Source organism: Stenotrophomonas sp. PS02289, assembly GCF_029960115.1.
GTDB lineage: Bacteria > Pseudomonadota > Gammaproteobacteria > Xanthomonadales > Xanthomonadaceae > Stenotrophomonas.
On the sequence record NZ_JASCOZ010000022.1, the window covers coordinates 1 to 15,369 of the forward strand.

Here is a 15,369-nt window from a genome sequence, read left to right on the forward strand (position 1 = left end):
CCCACCACCATAACGTAGAGCCACGCCCTGCGTGGCTCAGACCATGTCTGGCACCCCGAAGCCACGCAGGGCGTGGCTCTACGCAGCGGCCTCAGCGACCAACGCGTGCCGCCAGATCGGCGGGATAGCGATCACCCACGATCTGTATCTGCTCCAGCGCCTCACCAATGCGCGCCAGCTCGTCACCACTCAGTTCCAGTTCCACCGCCCCGAGGTTCTCCTCCAGACGATGCAACTTGGTGGTTCCCGGAATCGGCACAATCCACGGCTTGCGCGACAACAGCCACGCCAGCGCGATCTGCGCCGGGGTGGCCTTGCGTGCCTCGGCAATCTGCGTGATCTGATCCACCAGCTGCTGGTTGGCGGTGCGCGCCTCCACCGAGAAGCGCGGGTTGTTGGCCCGGAAGTCGCCGCTTTCAAAGGTGGTGCTGGCGTCGATCTTGCCGGTCAGGAAGCCACGTCCCAGCGGACTGAACGGCACAAAGCCAATGCCCAGTTCCTCGCACACCGGCAGGACATCCTGCTCAGGCGCGCGCCACCACAGCGAGTACTCGCTCTGCAGCGCCGCCACCGGCTGCACCGCATGCGCACGACGGATGGAATCCACACCGGCTTCCGAGAGACCGAAGTGTCCGACCTTGCCCTCGGCAATCAAATCACGCACGGTGCCAGCCACATCTTCCATAGGTACCGACGGGTCGACACGGTGCTGGTAGAAGAGATCGATGCGATCGGTGCCAAGATTGCGCAGCGACTGGTCTGCGACCTTGCGGATGTTGGCCGGGCTGCTGTCCACCCCGGCCTGCGCGTTACCGTCCTTGAAGCCGAACTTGGTGGCGATCACCACCTTGTCGCGGAAGGGAGCGACGGCCTCGCCCAGCATCTGCTCATTGAGGGTGCCGTAGGCTTCAGCGGTGTCAAACAGGGTGACGCCGCGCTCGATGGCATCGCGGATCAGCGCAACCGCCGCTGGCCGCTCCAGCCCCTGGCCGTAGGCAAAGCTCAGGCCCATGCAGCCAAAGCCCAGGGCGGAAACCTGCGGACCGTTGCGGCCGAGTGTGCGTGTCTTCATGGTTCATGCTCCTGGCGTGGGGAAGACCACCAGTCTGCGCCCATCGCCGCCCCGCGATAAGAGCACGCAACCTGAATGCACTTATGCGCCACGCTTATAAGAGACGCTCACTCCAGCAGCTTCCCATCCTCTCCTGCCCGCCAGAACTCCCACTCCCGGCGCAGGGTTTCCCAGCCATAGTGCCGCAACTGCAGCGCGGCGATGGGCCGTTCGGCAGCCATCTCGTTCTGGTACGGCTGGGTGCGGAACTCCCATACCAGCGGTAAATCGCTGTCGCCCACTTTCTTCTGGAACGGGCCGATGCCCATATCTCGGGTCGGAATCTCCTTCCCTTCAGCATCCAGCGGCACCACGCTGGTCCAGATGCCTTCCGGCGCTGCCGGCTGGACGCGCTCATTCTGCAGCGTGATCCGATGCGGTGCCGGCAGGGAGACCCGCACGCCCGGGTTGATCCTGGATGCCTCACCGGGTTTGATGACCTCCGTGCCCACCCAGCGGTGGACCTCGACATCCGCGGTCATGCGGATGCGATGCAGCGCCTGTCGCTGCTGCTCGGTGGTGTTCAACGGCAGGCGGAACGGGAATGACGGCGAGGTTTCAGCGACCTTGTGCCTTCCTTCCATCTGCATTGAAGACAAGACCTGCACCGCCTCCAGGTCCGGCAGCGGCTTGCCGTCGCGCCCGAGCAGCGTCACGGAACGCGGGCGCACGGTCAGGGTGGGTTCCAGTACCGAGGACACAGGAGAGGCCGGGCCCAGGCGGGCTTCCGCGCCGATGGCCAACTGGGTGCGACCAGAATCCCGATCCGGCAGCAGCGCAAAGCGCAGGCTCTTTTCGAAGGCCGGCAATGCGTCCGCCGACACCATCCAGGGGTCCAACTGGCCCTCGACTTCCTTTGAGGCAGCGTAATCGTCAGGACGTCCGCTGGGTGCACTGTACGGCGGCCGCGCGAGCTCGTCGGTCACCGACGCCACCTGCTGGCGATACTGCTCGGCGGTCATCGGCTCCAGGAAGGGTTCGTACCCCAGATCGGCGACGTGGCTGGTTTCGGTGGTCGCCGGAAAGCCGCGCACCGCATCACGATGCAGTGTTGTGCGGGTTTCCACCGGCATGCCGTCGCTGCGACGCACCGCCTGCCGCCCGGTGCCTTTCAGCGCTTTACCACTCACCGTGAAATCCAGCACCGCCATCGCCGGGGTCACGGCAACCACCTTCTGCGTCACCGTCACGGTTCCATGCGCCTGCGACTGCGCCGTACGACGATGGATCTGGCCTACCTGCCATTGCGCCGGCACGTGTTGCGGCAGCATGGCCAGCACATTCTCGCCGGACAGCTGCCACTGTGTTGCGTCTGGCATCTCCGTCAACGCCTGCTCCCAGACGCGCGGGTTCACGGGCTCCAGCGCACTGGCTTCGTCCTTTGCGGTCACCGTCGTGCGGAATCCGGAGGCCAAGGCATCCAGCATGGGCTGCACGCCCGGTTCGCGCTGATCGAGGTCGGTCACCCGATGCTTGCCATGGCCCATCACCTGATACTCGGCCCACAACGGCTGGACGGTGACGGCGCGTCCCCCCTTACCAGCGGCATCCACCTTGACACGATGGAACGTCACCGACTCCACGCCGGACTGCATGGCATCATCATGCTGGATCCGCTGCAGCGACGCATACACCGACTCGGTCGCAAAGGCGATCACAGGGCTGCCCACCAGAACGGTCGCCAACACTACAGAAACAGTAAAACGCACGGGATGTCCTATCCTTTGATGCTCACAATGATGTACATCATAAGCGCTGCATCAGCGCTACGCCGATGGCCATGGGCGGCAGCAGACGAACGTAACCCACACAGTCGAACCAGGCTCAGCTGGCGTGCCTTTTCACCCGGTGCGCGGAAGACCTGTTGATCCGCGCACCATCAGGCTGAAATCCAGCGTCTGCTGCAGCGGCACGTCCACCCGATCAATGAGCGCCAGCAGCAGGTGCACCGCGCGCGCACCGATCTCGCGCATGGGCTGGCGAACCGTCGTCAACGGCGGCGTGAGGTAACGGGACGACGCCAGGTCATCGAAGCCGACAATGGACACGTCGTCCGGCACACGGATGCCCAGTTCTCTGCAGGCCGCCATCGCCCCCAGTGCCATCTGGTCGCTGAAACAGAAGATCGCGGTCGGTGGGGATTCGGCATCCAGCAGCGCCATCGCCGCGGCATGGCCTGATTCCAGCGAGAAATCACCGGGCGCGGTGCACAACGCGCGCACGCGACCGCGCGCCTTGGCCGCCGCCCGGACGCCCTCCATCCGCTGTTGGTGCAGTGGGTTCTCGGTGGGCCCGCCGACCACGGCGATGCGCTCGTGCCCCAGCGCATACAGGTGCTCCATCACCGCACGTGCGGCAGCCACGTTGTCGATGTGCACGCTGGGAATACCCACAGCCGGGTCGAACTCGCACCCATTCACCACCGGCGCAGCGTCCCCGAACTGCAGGACGATCTCGCGCGCGGTCGGTGGCAGACGATGCCCCAGCACGATCAGACCATCGGCTTCGTTGCGCCGGAGCATCTGCGCGTAGCGCTCCTCGCGGTCGGGTTGATGCTGGGTATCCCCCAGCAGCACCGCGTAGCCCAGCGCCTGCGCTGCCTCTTCAGCGCCCTGCAGGATCTGAGCAAAGAAGGGGTTGGCGATGTCCGGAACGGTGACCAGGATCTTGCCGCTGCGCTGGGTCTTGAGGTTCCGGGCCACAGTGTTGGGCACGTAGCCCAGTTCCGCCGCCGCCTGCTCGATGCGCGCGCGGGTGGCCGGCAGGACTTTGTCCGGCCGGGAAAGCGCCCGCGACACGGTCCCGGCCGAGACGCCCACGTGTTTTGCGATGTCGTAGATGGTAGCCATGAGCTCAGGTCTTCAGCCCACTGTGCAGTGCACAACAGGTCTTGCGGAAGGCGCTGCTAGGATAATGCAATCGATTGCATCGAGGGCGAAACACGTTGAAGACGCTCAAGGGTCCAGCACTGTTCCTGGCGCAGTTCATCGGCGACACAGCTCCTTTTGATCGGCTCGACACGCTGGCCGGCTGGGCCGCGGGCCTGGGCTATTCTGGCGTACAAGTGCCGACCAGCGCGCCCCACCTGTTCGATCTGGCCGAGGCGGCGCGCAGCCAGACCTACTGCGACGACATCGCCGGCATGCTGGCCGGGCACGGTGTGCAGATCACCGAACTGTCCACGCACCTGCAAGGTCAGCTGGTTGCGGTACACCCCGCCTACGACAGCCTGTTTGACGGATTCGCACCTGCGGACAAGCGCGGTGATCCCGCTGCACGGCAGGCCTGGGCGGTAGAACAGTTGAAGCTGGCCGCCAAAGCCAGTCAGCGCCTGGGCCTCACCGCGCACGCGACGTTCTCCGGTGCCCTCGCCTGGCCCTACTTCTATCCCTGGCCACAGCGTCCGCCGGGACTGGTGGAAGAAGCCTTCGCTGAACTTGGACGCCGCTGGCGTCCCATTCTGGATACGTTCGACGAGTGCGGCGTGGACCTGTGCTTCGAGATCCATCCGGGCGAGGACCTGCACGATGGGGCTACCTTCGAGCGCTTCCTCGACGTGGTGGACCACCATCCTCGCGCCAAGATTCTCTACGACCCCAGCCATCTGCTGCTGCAGCAGATGGACTATCTGGGCTTCATCGACCGCTATCACGCACGTATCGGCATCTTCCACGTCAAGGACGCGGAGTACCGTCCCAGTGCGCGCAGCGGCGTCTATGGCGGCTACCAGGACTGGATCGATCGTCCGGGGCGGTTCCGCTCGCTGGGCGACGGCCAGATCGACTTCAAGTCGATCTTCTCCAAGTTCGCGCAGTACGACTTCCCGGGCTGGGCGGTGCTGGAATGGGAGTGCTGCCTGAAGCATCCGGAAGATGGCGCGCGGGAAGGCGCGGGCTTCATCCGCGATCACATCATCCGCGTGACCGAACGCGCGTTTGACGACTTCGCTGACAGTGGCACCGACCCCGAATCACTGCGCCACATGCTGGGAATCTGAGCCATTACCGCCCCGGGAGGGCAAGCCATGACGCACGCCATGTCGCGCTTGGGCGCGATGATGTTTCTGCAGTTCTTCATCTGGGGCGCGTGGTTCGTGACCCTGGGGACGTACCTGGTGCAGGGCCCGCTTCAGGCCAGTGCCAGCCAGGTGGCCACCGCATTCCTCAGCCAGTCCATCGGTGCCATCGTGGCCCCGTTCCTGGTCGGCCTGATCGCGGATCGCTACTTCGCGGCGCAGCGCATTCTCGCCGTGCTGCACCTCGCCGGTGCCGTGCTGATGTGGTTCGCCTCCACCGCGACGGACTTCAACACGTTCTTCGCCTGCGTCATGGGTTACATGCTGCTGTTCATGCCTACGCTTGCGCTGGCCAACAGCGTGGCGATGCGGCATATGCAATCGCCTGAAAAGCAGTTCCCCCTGGTACGCGTGGCCGGCAGCGTCGGCTGGATCGTCGCCGGCGTGCTGATCGGCTGGCTGGGCTGGGAACAGGCGCATCGGCTGGAGCTGACCTTCCAAATGGCCGCGCTGGCGTCGCTGCTGCTGGGACTATATGCCTTCACCCTGCCGCACACCCCGCCACTGGCACAGCAGCGCGACGCCGGGCTGGGGAAGATTCTCGGACTGGACTCGCTGCGTCTGCTGAAGTCGCGCTCCTACCTGGTGTTCTTCCTGGCCTCCATCGCCATCTGCATTCCGCTGGCGTTTTACTACAACTTCACCAATCCGTACCTCAACGACCTGGGCGTGCGTGGCGCGGCCGGCCTGCAGTCGCTCGGCCAGGTGTCTGAAGTGCTGCTGATGCTGGCCATGCCGTTCCTGTTCGTGCGCCTGGGCGTCAAGACCATGCTGGCGGTCGGCATGGCCGCGTGGGTGGTGCGCTATGTGATGTTCGCCTTTGGTGATGCCGGCGGCGCGTTCTCGCTGCTGGTCATCGGCATCGTGCTGCACGGCATCTGCTACGACTTCTTCTTCGTCACCGGGCAGATCTACACCGACGCGCATGCCGGCCCTGACGCGCGCAGCAGCGCTCAAGGCTTCATCACCCTGGCCACCTACGGCGTAGGCATGTTGATCGGCACCTTCCTGTCCGGCGCGGTGGTCGAGCACTACACCACTGCCGCGGGTCCGGACTGGGAGAAGATCTGGCTGTTCCCGGCCGGCGTCGCGCTGCTGGTGCTGATCGCCTTCCTGCTGCTGTTCCGCGACCGGCCGGTCGTGGCGGCGGCCTCCACCACCCCCTGAGGAGCCTGGACGATGCCCAAGCTTGGAATCGCCATCGTCGGCACCGGCATGATCGGAGCGGTGCATCATCGCGCGGCATTGCTGGCCGGTGCGGATGTTCGCGGCGTGGTCGGCTCTTCTCCGCAGCGCGCGGCCGAAATCGCGCAGAAGTGGAACGTGCCGCGCGCCTATCGGGATATCGAAGAAGCCGTTTCTGATCCGCAGGTGCAGGTGGTTCATGTCTGCACGCCCAACCACCTGCACCGCGCCATGGCGCAGACCGCGCTGGAAGCCGGCAAGCATGTGATCTGCGAGAAACCGCTGGCTACGACACTGGAAGATGCGCAGGCCCTGGCGGCCCTGGCGGCCTCCACCGGATTGATCGCCACTGTGCCCTTCGTCTACCGCTACCACCCGGTGGTCCGCGAAGCGCGCGCGCGCATCGCGCAAGGCGATCTGGGACCACTGCATCTGATCCACGGCAGCTATCTGCAGGACTGGCTGCTGGACCCGGTCAGCAACAACTGGCGCGTCGACCCGACTCTGGGCGGTACCTCACGTGTGTTCGCCGATATCGGTTCGCACTGGTGCGACCTGGTTGAATGGGTGGGCGGCGAGCGCTTCGTCGACGTCAGTGCGGCGTTCGCCACCGTGATCGCCGAGCGGGGTGCCGTCACCGGGCAGAGCTTCACCAGCCCGGCGGGCGGGGGTGCGATGCAGGCGGTAACGAGTGAGGATGTGGCCGCCGCCCTGTTCAAGACCGGCGCAGGCACGCTGGCCTCGCTGACCGTCAGCCAGGTCTCGGCCGGACGCCACAATCGACTCTGGTTCGAGATCGATGGGGCCAAGTCCAGCGTGGCCTTCAACCAGGAGGATGCCGAGCGGCTGTGGATCGGGCACCCTGATCAGCGCGAGGAAACCTTCGTGCGCGGGCCCGGTGCCGGCAGTGCCGAGCAGCGGCGGCTGGCGGTATTTCCGCCCGGCCACGCCCAGGGCTATGGCACCTGCTTCGAGTCGTTCGTCGCTGACACCTACCGGGCCATCGAGGGCGAGCGCCCCGACGGTCTGCCCACCTTTGAAGACGGCGCGCGTTCGGCGCTGATTGTTGATCGCGTCATCGCATCGGCCAGGTCACGTGCCTGGACCGCCATCGGTTGAATTCCCGGAGGAGTGTTTGATGAAGACCCGTACACGCCGGACCACCACGCTCGCGCTGCTGTTGCTCGCCGCCCTGCCCGTCTTCGCCGCCGACATCGCCGGGCCGCAGAGGCCGATCGCGGTGCAGATGTACACGCTGCGCAACGCCGGCTCGCTCGACCAGCAGTTGAAGATCGTCCACGACGCGGGCGTGCACGCGGTGGAAACGGTGGGCACGCAGAACGTCAGAGCCGCCGAACTCAAGCAGCTGCTGGACCGGTATTCGATCAAGGCGATCTCTTCCCATTCGCAGCTGGCTGACCTTCGCAAAGACCTGGACGGCGTGATCGCCTTCAACCGGGCGATCGGCAACACCACGCTGGTGGTGCCCTATCTGAACGAAGAGGACCGCCCAAAGGATGCGGCCGGCTGGACCGCATTGGGCAAGGAACTGGGCCAGCTCGCCGCGCGCGTGCAGGCCCAGGGCATGCACCTGGCCTACCACAACCACGACTTCGAGCTGGTCGACTATGACGGCAAGACGGGGCTGGAACTGCTGTTCGCAGCCGCCGGTCCCGATCTCAAGACCGAGCTGGACCTGGCCTGGGTCGCGCGCGCGGGCTACGACCCTGCGGTGATGCTGAAGAAGTTCAACGGTCGCATGTTCGCCGTGCACGCCAAGGACAACGCGCCCAAGGGCCAGAACAAGGACGAAGGCGGTTTCGCGGCCGTGGGCCAGGGGGTGCTCGACTGGAGCGTGATCCTGCCTGCGGCAGCGGATGCCAAAGTACAGTGGTACATCGTCGAGCATGACCAGCCGCGCGACCCGGCGACCATCATCCAGACCGGTGCCGAGTACCTGCGTGAACACCTGACCGCCACCCTGCCCGCCCGCGCAACGCGCTAGCAAGCATAGGAGCCCAAGTTGTGAAAGTACTACTGATGTCTGCTGCAGCGCTGTGTGGTTCGATGCTGGCACCTGCCGCCTGGTCCAAGGAGAATCCCGCGGCAGGCGAGAAGCTTTACAGCGTGCATTGCGTGGCCTGCCATGGGGCGACCCGGGCGGGGGTTCCGCCGACGTTTCCTGCGCTCACCGATATTGGCAAGCGGCTGGATGCGGCGCAGATCAAGGAGAAGATCAGGAAGGGCGGCGGGTTGATGCCGCCGTTTGCGCAGCTTTCCGAGCAGGAAGTCAGCGATATCGCCAGCTATTTGGCGAAGTAGTCTTCTGGCACCGCGAAGCCACGCAGGGCGTGGCTCTACGGGTAATCAGCAGTTGGGTGAGTTCGCGCGCCGGGCTTGAGTTACAGCTTGCGTACCCAGATGTTGCGGTAGCTGACCTTGGAGGCGTGTTCCTGCAGGTACAGCGGGGCGCATTCGTGGGGGGCGTAGGAGGGTGCGCCGATGTACTCGGTCTTCCCGGACACGACGGTGTCGTTCTGCACCAGCACGCCGTTGTGCAGCACGGTGATGCGCGCCGGCGAGATCAACCCGCCGCCCGGCGAGAAACGCGGGGCCTTCCAGATGACGTCGTAGGTCTGCCACTCGCCCGGGGCGCGCGAGGCGTTCGCCAAGGGCATGGCCTGCTTGTAGATCGAGCCTGCCTGGCCGTTGGCATAGGTGGGATTGTTGTAGCTGTCCAGCACCTGCAGCTCATACAGCTCCTGCAGGAAGATCCCGCTGTTACCCCGGTCCTGGCCCTTGAAGCCTGCCGTTTCAGTCGGCGTGCGCCACTCAACGTGCAGTTGGATGTCGCAGAATTTTTCACGGGTGCGGATGCCCTTGCTGCCGGGCACCACCGTCATCGCGCCGTCGGCCACCGTCCAGGGCACGCGACCGCCCTGCTCCGCCTCCCATGCCGAGGTGTCTTTGCCATCAAACAGCACGATCGCGTCTGACGGCGCGCCGCCTTGAGGGGTGGCCACGACGGCAGGTTCGGGGGTCCAGGCTTCGGTCGTCGCAGGATCGCGCGCGGCGTCGTCTTTGGGCGCAGCCAATGCAGGGGCGGCCGCTAGCAGGCAAGCCGCCATCAGAAGAGGTCGGGTCATCGTGTTCCTGGTCACGTAGAGGGTCGAATCGGGGTGATCTATCAGCTGGTCGCCCAAGCCGGTGTGCCGGCCACATAGGCCAGGTCACCGTCGTAGCGGCCCGGCACGGCGACGTACTGCAGCACTTCGGTCGCGCCGATCTTCGAGGTAAAGAAGCCGAAGATGGTCAGCTGCTTGAGCATGGTGAAATAGTGCGCCTTCGCCTCCGCAGATTCTGCGTTGCGGGGACCGGTATTGGCGGCAGCCTGCTTCTTCGCATCCGCATCCACGGCGCGCAGCAACTCGGCACGGGCCTCCGGGGTCAGCGAGACGAACCGCCCGCCTGCCCGCTTGTCGATGTCGGCCAGCCCTGCACGGAAGGTCGCCTGCTGCTGCGTCGTATAGCAGTCGCTGACAAACGTGGCCATGAACGCGCCCGCACCGGCGTCCTTGGCTCCTGGCGTTTTGGTCCGCGGCAGGATGGTGTCGGCAATCTCGTCCATCAGGGCGATGTCGGCCGCCGAGAACGCTGCCTTTGCCCCCGCCGCCGGCACCTGACCGCTGGCCAGCGCCGGCAGGCCGATCATGGCCGCGCCGGTCGCGGCGACGATCATCTTCAGTAGGTCGCGACGTTCCATCAGAGATTCCCCGCTTTCAGTTCGCGCACCGCATGATCGGCTGCGCGGGCGGTCAATGCCATGTAGGTCAATGAGGGATTCACGCAGGCGCTGGAGGTCATGCAGGCCCCGTCGGTCACATACACATTGGGCGCATCCCAGACCTGGTTGTGCTGGTTCAGCACCGAGTTCTTCCGGTCCCGCCCCATGCGCGCGGTGCCCATTTCATGGATGCCTTTGCCGGGTGCATAGTCGTTGTCGAACACCTGCACGTCCTTTACGCCTGCGGCCTCCAGCATCTCGGCGGCATCTGCGGCCATGTCCTTGCGCATCGCCAACTCGTTGGCGCGCATCGACACATCCATTGCCAGCACCGGCAGGCCCCATTTGTCTTTCTTGTCCTTGTCCAAACGGATGGTGTTGTCGTGGTGCGGCAGCATCTCGCCGAAGCCGGTCATGCCGATGCGCCAGTCGCCCGGCACGGTCAGCGCTTCTTTCAGGTCGGCACCGATGTTCATCTCGGCGATCTCGCGCGACCAGCCATTGCGGCTGGCACCGCCCTGGTAACCGAAGCCGCGTCGATAACCGCGTTTGTCGTCGGCGGTGACGTTGCGGAAGCGCGGAACATAGAACCCGCAGGGGCGACGTCCGAAGTAGTACTTGTCGTCATAGCCTTCGACGCGACCGGAGGCACCGGCCCCAAAGTGATGGTCCATCACGTTGTGGCCGAGTTCGCCGGACGAAGAGCCCAATCCGCCTTCCCAGACATCGGTGGCTGAATTCATCAGCATCCAGGTGGAGTTGAACGACGAGGCATTGAGGAAGATGACCTTGGCGGTGTACTGGTAGGTCTGCCCGGTTTCGGCATCAATGACCTCCACGCCACGCGCACGCTTGCGGTCCTTGTCGTACAGCACTTCCTTGACGATCGAGAACGGTCGCAGCGTCAGGTTGCCGGTCTTCATCGCCGCCGGCAGCGTCGCCGCCTGGGTCGAGAAGTAGGCACCGAACGGGCAGCCCAGGATGCACTTGTTGCGATACTGGCAGTTGACGCGCCCCTGCTCCGGCATCGGCTGGGTGATGTTGGCGGTGCGCGAGTGGATCATGTGGCGGGTGCCGCCAAAGGCCTTCTTGATCCGCGCGGCTACGTCCTTCTCGACGATGTTCAGCGGGATCGGTGGCAGGAACTCGCCATCCGGCAGCACGTCCAGCCCTTCGCGGGTACCGGCGATACCGGCGAACTTCTCCACGTGGTCGTACCAGGGCGCGATGTCGGCGTAGCGGATCGGCCAGTCGGTGGCGATGCCGTCTTTCTTGTTCGCCTCGAAGTCCAGGTCGGAGAAGCGGTAGCTCTGTCGGCCCCACAACAGCGAGCGGCCACCCACGTGGTAACCACGGAACCAGTCGAAGCGCTTGGTCTCGATGTAGGGCGAGTCTTTCTCGTCGGCCCACATGCCCTCAAGGTTCTCGACCAGACCGTAGTCGCGCATCAGCACCGGGAAGTCGGCCTTCATCGCCTGGGTCGGTCGGTTGCGGTGTGGGAAGTCCCACGCCTCTTTCATCGCGTTGACGTAGTCCTTGACGTGCTCGATGTTGCGTCCGCGTTCCAGCATCAGCACCTTGAGGCCTTTTTCGGCCAGCTCTTTGGCTGCCCAGCCGCCACTGATACCGGAACCAACAACGATTGCGTCGTAATGATTGTCTGCCATGGGTCTACTTCACCTGGGTGGATATCATTCAAACATCGCAGAGGCGGATGGCCTCGCGCAGAGAGCCGACAGGATCGGGCGCAGTGGGGATGAACTCCTGGGCCAGATAACCATCGAAACCGGTATCGCGGATCGCGCGACAGATGGCGGGATAGTGGAGCTCCTGCTGGTCGCCGATCTCATGTCGGCCCGGCACGCCCGCCGTGTGGTAATGCTTGAAGCAGGCGTGGTGCCTGCCGATGGTGGCGATGATGTCGCCCTCCATGATCTGCATGTGATAGATGTCGTACAGCAGACCGAAGTTGTTCGAGCCGAGCCGCTGGCAAAGCTCCACGCCCCACGCCGAGTGGTCGCACAGGTAATCGGGGTGATCGACCCGGGAGTTCAGCAGTTCCATCACCAGCACCACGCCGCGCTTCTCGGCACGCCCGAGGATGCGCTTGAGGCCCGCCTCGGCGTTGGCCAGGCCCTGCTGGGGGTCCATGCCATTGCGGTTGCCGGAGAAGCAGATCAGGTTCCGGTAGCCGGCGTCGGCCACGAGATCGATGTGGCGGGTGTAGCGCTCGACCAACTGGTCGTGGAACTCGCGGCCGGCAAAGCCCTTGGTCAGGCCCAGCTCGGCACCGTTGCACATCGAACTGTCCACGCCGTGGGCCTTCAGCGTGGCCCAGTCTTCCGGCCCGACCAGATCGATGGCGGCAAAGCCGATGCCTTTGACCGTCCGGCAGAGCTCGGCGACCGACAGCTTCGGGAAGGTCCAGCGCGCGACGGAGTGCTTCAGATTGCCCTTCAGTGGGGCACTGGCCGCAGACGCAGGTAGCACTTTCGCAGCGCCAAGGCCTATGCCTCCGGCGACCGCCATGCGCAGCGCTTCGCGCCGCGTGAACCCGGGTGTTGCCGTTGGCCCGCTCGAATCAATGGACATTCTCCAACCGGCCTCCCAACCGGTATCAAACGCAACGATTCACTGCAATGCAATCGATTGCACCATACGGCACTAAATCGATCCAATGAAAGACGCAGCGCACAAAAATGCATGCCGGGGAACCATGCAGCCGCCTCGTAGAGCCACGTCCTGCGTGGCTGCGCCGGATACCGCTAAATGGTCAGACCGCCCGCCATCCTGACAACGTCGCGATCGTCGCCAACCACCATCAGCTTCGGCTTTGAAACCAACTCAGAAACGAAAGTGTCACCCGCCCGCAGCCTTCGATCGAATTCGTCAGGCGAGTACAAGACCGGATTGACCTCCCGCCGCAGAAGTTCCTGGACAGGATGGACAGCCCGCACCAGATCAGCAAATCCCACGTCTCCGAGCACCAGCAGGTCTATGTCGCTGCCGGACACATCTGCGCCCGAAGCAACCGATCCAAAAACCCAAGCCAAGGCAATCCTTTGTGCGTGCGGAAGCAACGCCTCACGCAACACCGGTACCACTCCATGCGTTTTACGGAAGATCGCAGCCAGATCATCAAACAGGAAGCAGTCGCGATTGGCGCGATAGTGCACTTGGTTGCCAACCAAACTGCGTTGCAGGAGTCCGGCACTAGTGAGCTTGTCCAACTCCCGCACGAGCGTTCCCGCGTGGCTACCGGTAATTCGAGCCAACTCGCGAAGGTGGAAGCTCTGTTCCGGCTGGAGCAGCAGCACGGAAAGCACCCGCTGGCGACCCACCGGGAAGAGGATGTCCATCAGATGCGAAGTGTTGCTCATTTGGCGACATTCGTTGCTCTTCAGGCAACGATATTGCATCGGGATACTCGACTCAACCTCCTGAAACTTAACGAAAACGGGCATTCCGTTGACTGTTTAACGTGTTTAATTCATTGTGACCAAGTGGAGTCCCGCTGGATCGCCGATCCGGCCCCTATCCCCGCGGAGCGCGTCATGGCCTTGGCCTACCTTGAACTGACCGAAATCGCCGCCGGCAGCGTCCTGCAAAGGAGCGGCGTTTCCACGGCTGAGCAGTTGGTGGGAAGCGACCCCATGCTCCCAGATGCGATCAACCGCATCAGGGTCTTCGCCCAGGCGCACGAGAGCACCGGCGGAGCGCCTGGCACCACCATGGTGAACCTCTATCTGGCGGCGTTGCGCAGCCTGGATCCCCTGGAAAGGCTTGTTGCGCGAAATCGCCAAAGCGGAACCCGCTATCGTCATGCCCCGTTGTTCGCCTTCTGGAGTATGCATGCCCCCCTAAAGGAACTGCACAGCCAGAATCTGGCCGATGCTTTTGAGGTGTTGCGCGGCGGTGATATAGAAAATGACTACGTGCTGGTTGAGTTGGATGATCCAGCACCCGATGCCATTCGCGCTGCCAGGCAAACCATTGCCCGCTACTACGATTCGTTCCAAGCGGCGCTGTCTACTCCGCAACCTGTGCTGAAGGCGACGCGCGCGACCAGTGCAGATGCACGGGTTGATGAAGCACCCGCCCGCCGACGCGCCGAGTTGGCTTCGACATGGCCGACGGCAGCAGAAGTCAGCCGCAAGCTGGGCTCCACTGCCGATAACGCCAGCCACTTGGCCAGCAGCTTGCGCCGTGATGGCAAGCTGCTTGGGGTCTATCTACCCATCCCGTCCCCCAGTTATCGATATCCGTCCTGGCAATTCGACGATGATGGACTTCCGATACTTCTTATTCCGGAAATTCTGGCAGTGCTTCGCGAGAAAGGTCCCTTCAAGATGGATGCACAGCGCCGCACCAGCGGTTGGGGAGAGGTGGAGTGGTTCCGCAGCCGCCATGCTCTGCTCGATGGAGAGCGGCCGGCCGACGTGCTCGCCACAGATCCTGGCGCAGTGCTGCGTGCCGCACAGATCGAGTTCGGCGAGGATGGTTGATGGCACCGCCCCTGCCTTGGTTTGAAAAGCCACCACCACTCTTTGAAGCCCCGACAGACCAACCGCTCTACAGGGTTTACGAAGGTGGGCATCCTTGGGGGCCGCTGGATGCGAATCCCGCCAGCAAAGCGCGGTTTGCACTTCGGGATGACGCCCACGGCATGTTCTACGTGTCCGATCGACCTGAAGGTGCCCTGTGGGAGGCGCTGTTGCGGTACGTCGTTCCACGACCTGGTGAAGATGTGGAGCTCCCCGCCGCAAAACTCACCAACCAGCGTTTGGCCACCGTGCAGTTGCATAACCCGGAGATTGGCGTAGTTCGTCTATATCCGCCCGCAGTCCACCATCTGTTCGGCGACGAGCACCACCCTCACTCCAAGGCAATCATCGATTTCCTCAGCTCCACCCAGCATGCGCCGACGCACGCCGAGGCTGCCGCAATGCTTGCCGGCCTCAGGGCACTCGATCCAGCTATCGAGTACATGCCGATCCTGCATTGGAAGTCAAAGCAGTTCCCGGATGCCAATGTCTACCTGGCCTACGACCCGCCACTTACTTCCGGCGATTGGTCGGTGATTGAGGAGGTGGCTTTGGATACGCTCGAAGGCCACGCCCTTGTCCGTGATGCACTTGAGCGAGAAGGCTACCGGTGGGCTCAACTGACGTCCCTTGGCGATCCGCAACTGCCCGCATGGGATCCTGATTGACT

15 protein-coding genes are annotated in these 15,369 nt (G+C 64.0%); 7 read left to right on the top strand and 8 right to left on the bottom strand.

Going from position 1 to position 15,369, the window contains the following annotated elements; translation table 11 throughout:
• Nucleotides 1-91 precede the first annotated feature (91 nt).
• From QMX83_RS05225 to QMX83_RS05235, 3 genes are all read right to left on the bottom strand, one after another.
• Nucleotides 92-1,072: an aldo/keto reductase gene (locus QMX83_RS05225; RefSeq protein WP_282295594.1), complete on the bottom strand. Its 981-nt coding sequence runs from the start codon at nucleotides 1,070-1,072 to the stop codon at nucleotides 92-94.
• A gap of 107 nt (nucleotides 1,073-1,179) precedes the next feature.
• Entirely contained in the window at nucleotides 1,180-2,799 is a 1,620-nt protein-coding gene (locus QMX83_RS05230; RefSeq protein WP_282295595.1) for a hypothetical protein, read from the bottom strand.
• Nucleotides 2,800-2,952: 153 nt separating this feature from the next.
• Nucleotides 2,953-3,960: a LacI family DNA-binding transcriptional regulator gene (locus QMX83_RS05235; protein WP_282295596.1), complete on the bottom strand. Its 1,008-nt coding sequence runs from the start codon at nucleotides 3,958-3,960 to the stop codon at nucleotides 2,953-2,955.
• 95 nt (nucleotides 3,961-4,055) lie between these two features.
• Here QMX83_RS05235 and QMX83_RS05240 point away from each other — a divergent pair, with 95 nt between their 5' ends.
• The 5 genes from QMX83_RS05240 to QMX83_RS05260 are packed head-to-tail and all read left to right on the top strand — an operon-like array spanning nucleotide 4,056 to nucleotide 8,693.
• Nucleotides 4,056-5,108 (top strand): sugar phosphate isomerase/epimerase family protein, encoded by a 1,053-nt coding sequence (locus QMX83_RS05240; protein ID WP_282295597.1) that lies wholly within the window; start codon nucleotides 4,056-4,058, stop codon nucleotides 5,106-5,108.
• A 27-nt stretch (nucleotides 5,109-5,135) separates the two neighbouring features.
• Nucleotides 5,136-6,353 (top strand): MFS transporter, encoded by a 1,218-nt coding sequence (locus tag QMX83_RS05245; protein WP_282295598.1) that lies wholly within the window; start codon nucleotides 5,136-5,138, stop codon nucleotides 6,351-6,353.
• Nucleotides 6,354-6,365: 12 nt separating this feature from the next.
• Nucleotides 6,366-7,490 (top strand): Gfo/Idh/MocA family oxidoreductase, encoded by a 1,125-nt coding sequence (locus QMX83_RS05250; protein WP_282295599.1) that lies wholly within the window; start codon nucleotides 6,366-6,368, stop codon nucleotides 7,488-7,490.
• Nucleotides 7,491-7,509: 19 nt separating this feature from the next.
• Nucleotides 7,510-8,376 (top strand): sugar phosphate isomerase/epimerase, encoded by an 867-nt coding sequence (locus QMX83_RS05255; RefSeq protein WP_282295600.1) that lies wholly within the window; start codon nucleotides 7,510-7,512, stop codon nucleotides 8,374-8,376.
• Between the two features lie 20 nt (nucleotides 8,377-8,396).
• Entirely contained in the window at nucleotides 8,397-8,693 is a 297-nt protein-coding gene (locus QMX83_RS05260) for a cytochrome c (protein ID WP_282295601.1), read from the top strand.
• 80 nt (nucleotides 8,694-8,773) lie between these two features.
• On the opposite strand, the gene QMX83_RS05265 is transcribed toward QMX83_RS05260, so the two are convergent.
• From QMX83_RS05265 to QMX83_RS05285, 5 genes are all read right to left on the bottom strand, one after another.
• Nucleotides 8,774-9,517 carry a DUF1080 domain-containing protein gene (locus QMX83_RS05265; protein WP_282295602.1) on the bottom strand — a complete coding sequence of 248 codons (744 nt, stop codon included), beginning with the start codon at nucleotides 9,515-9,517 and terminating at the stop codon, nucleotides 8,774-8,776.
• Nucleotides 9,518-9,558: 41 nt separating this feature from the next.
• Nucleotides 9,559-10,134, bottom strand: coding sequence for a gluconate 2-dehydrogenase subunit 3 family protein (locus tag QMX83_RS05270; RefSeq protein WP_282295604.1), 576 nt, complete (start codon nucleotides 10,132-10,134; stop codon nucleotides 9,559-9,561).
• Nucleotides 10,134-11,822 carry a GMC family oxidoreductase gene (locus QMX83_RS05275; protein ID WP_282295606.1) on the bottom strand — a complete coding sequence of 563 codons (1,689 nt, stop codon included), beginning with the start codon at nucleotides 11,820-11,822 and terminating at the stop codon, nucleotides 10,134-10,136. The genes QMX83_RS05270 and QMX83_RS05275 overlap by 1 nt, the downstream gene beginning before the upstream one ends.
• 28 nt (nucleotides 11,823-11,850) lie before the next feature.
• Nucleotides 11,851-12,747 carry a TIM barrel protein gene (locus QMX83_RS05280; protein ID WP_282295607.1) on the bottom strand — a complete coding sequence of 299 codons (897 nt, stop codon included), beginning with the start codon at nucleotides 12,745-12,747 and terminating at the stop codon, nucleotides 11,851-11,853.
• A 173-nt stretch (nucleotides 12,748-12,920) separates the two neighbouring features.
• Complete coding sequence (locus tag QMX83_RS05285; RefSeq protein WP_282295608.1) at nucleotides 12,921-13,535, bottom strand: nucleotidyltransferase domain-containing protein; 615 nt, start codon at nucleotides 13,533-13,535, stop codon at nucleotides 12,921-12,923.
• Nucleotides 13,536-13,709: 174 nt separating this feature from the next.
• On the opposite strand from QMX83_RS05285, the gene QMX83_RS05290 reads away from it, so the two are divergent.
• Both QMX83_RS05290 and QMX83_RS05295 read left to right on the top strand, forming a co-directional pair.
• The gene (locus QMX83_RS05290) at nucleotides 13,710-14,660 is read left to right on the top strand and encodes a hypothetical protein (RefSeq protein ID WP_282295609.1); all 951 of its coding nucleotides are present in this window, start codon (nucleotides 13,710-13,712) and stop codon (nucleotides 14,658-14,660) included.
• Nucleotides 14,660-15,367 carry an RES domain-containing protein gene (locus tag QMX83_RS05295; RefSeq protein ID WP_282295610.1) on the top strand — a complete coding sequence of 236 codons (708 nt, stop codon included), beginning with the start codon at nucleotides 14,660-14,662 and terminating at the stop codon, nucleotides 15,365-15,367. Before QMX83_RS05290 ends, QMX83_RS05295 begins: the two co-directional genes overlap by 1 nt.
• Nucleotides 15,368-15,369: the final 2 nt, after the last annotated feature.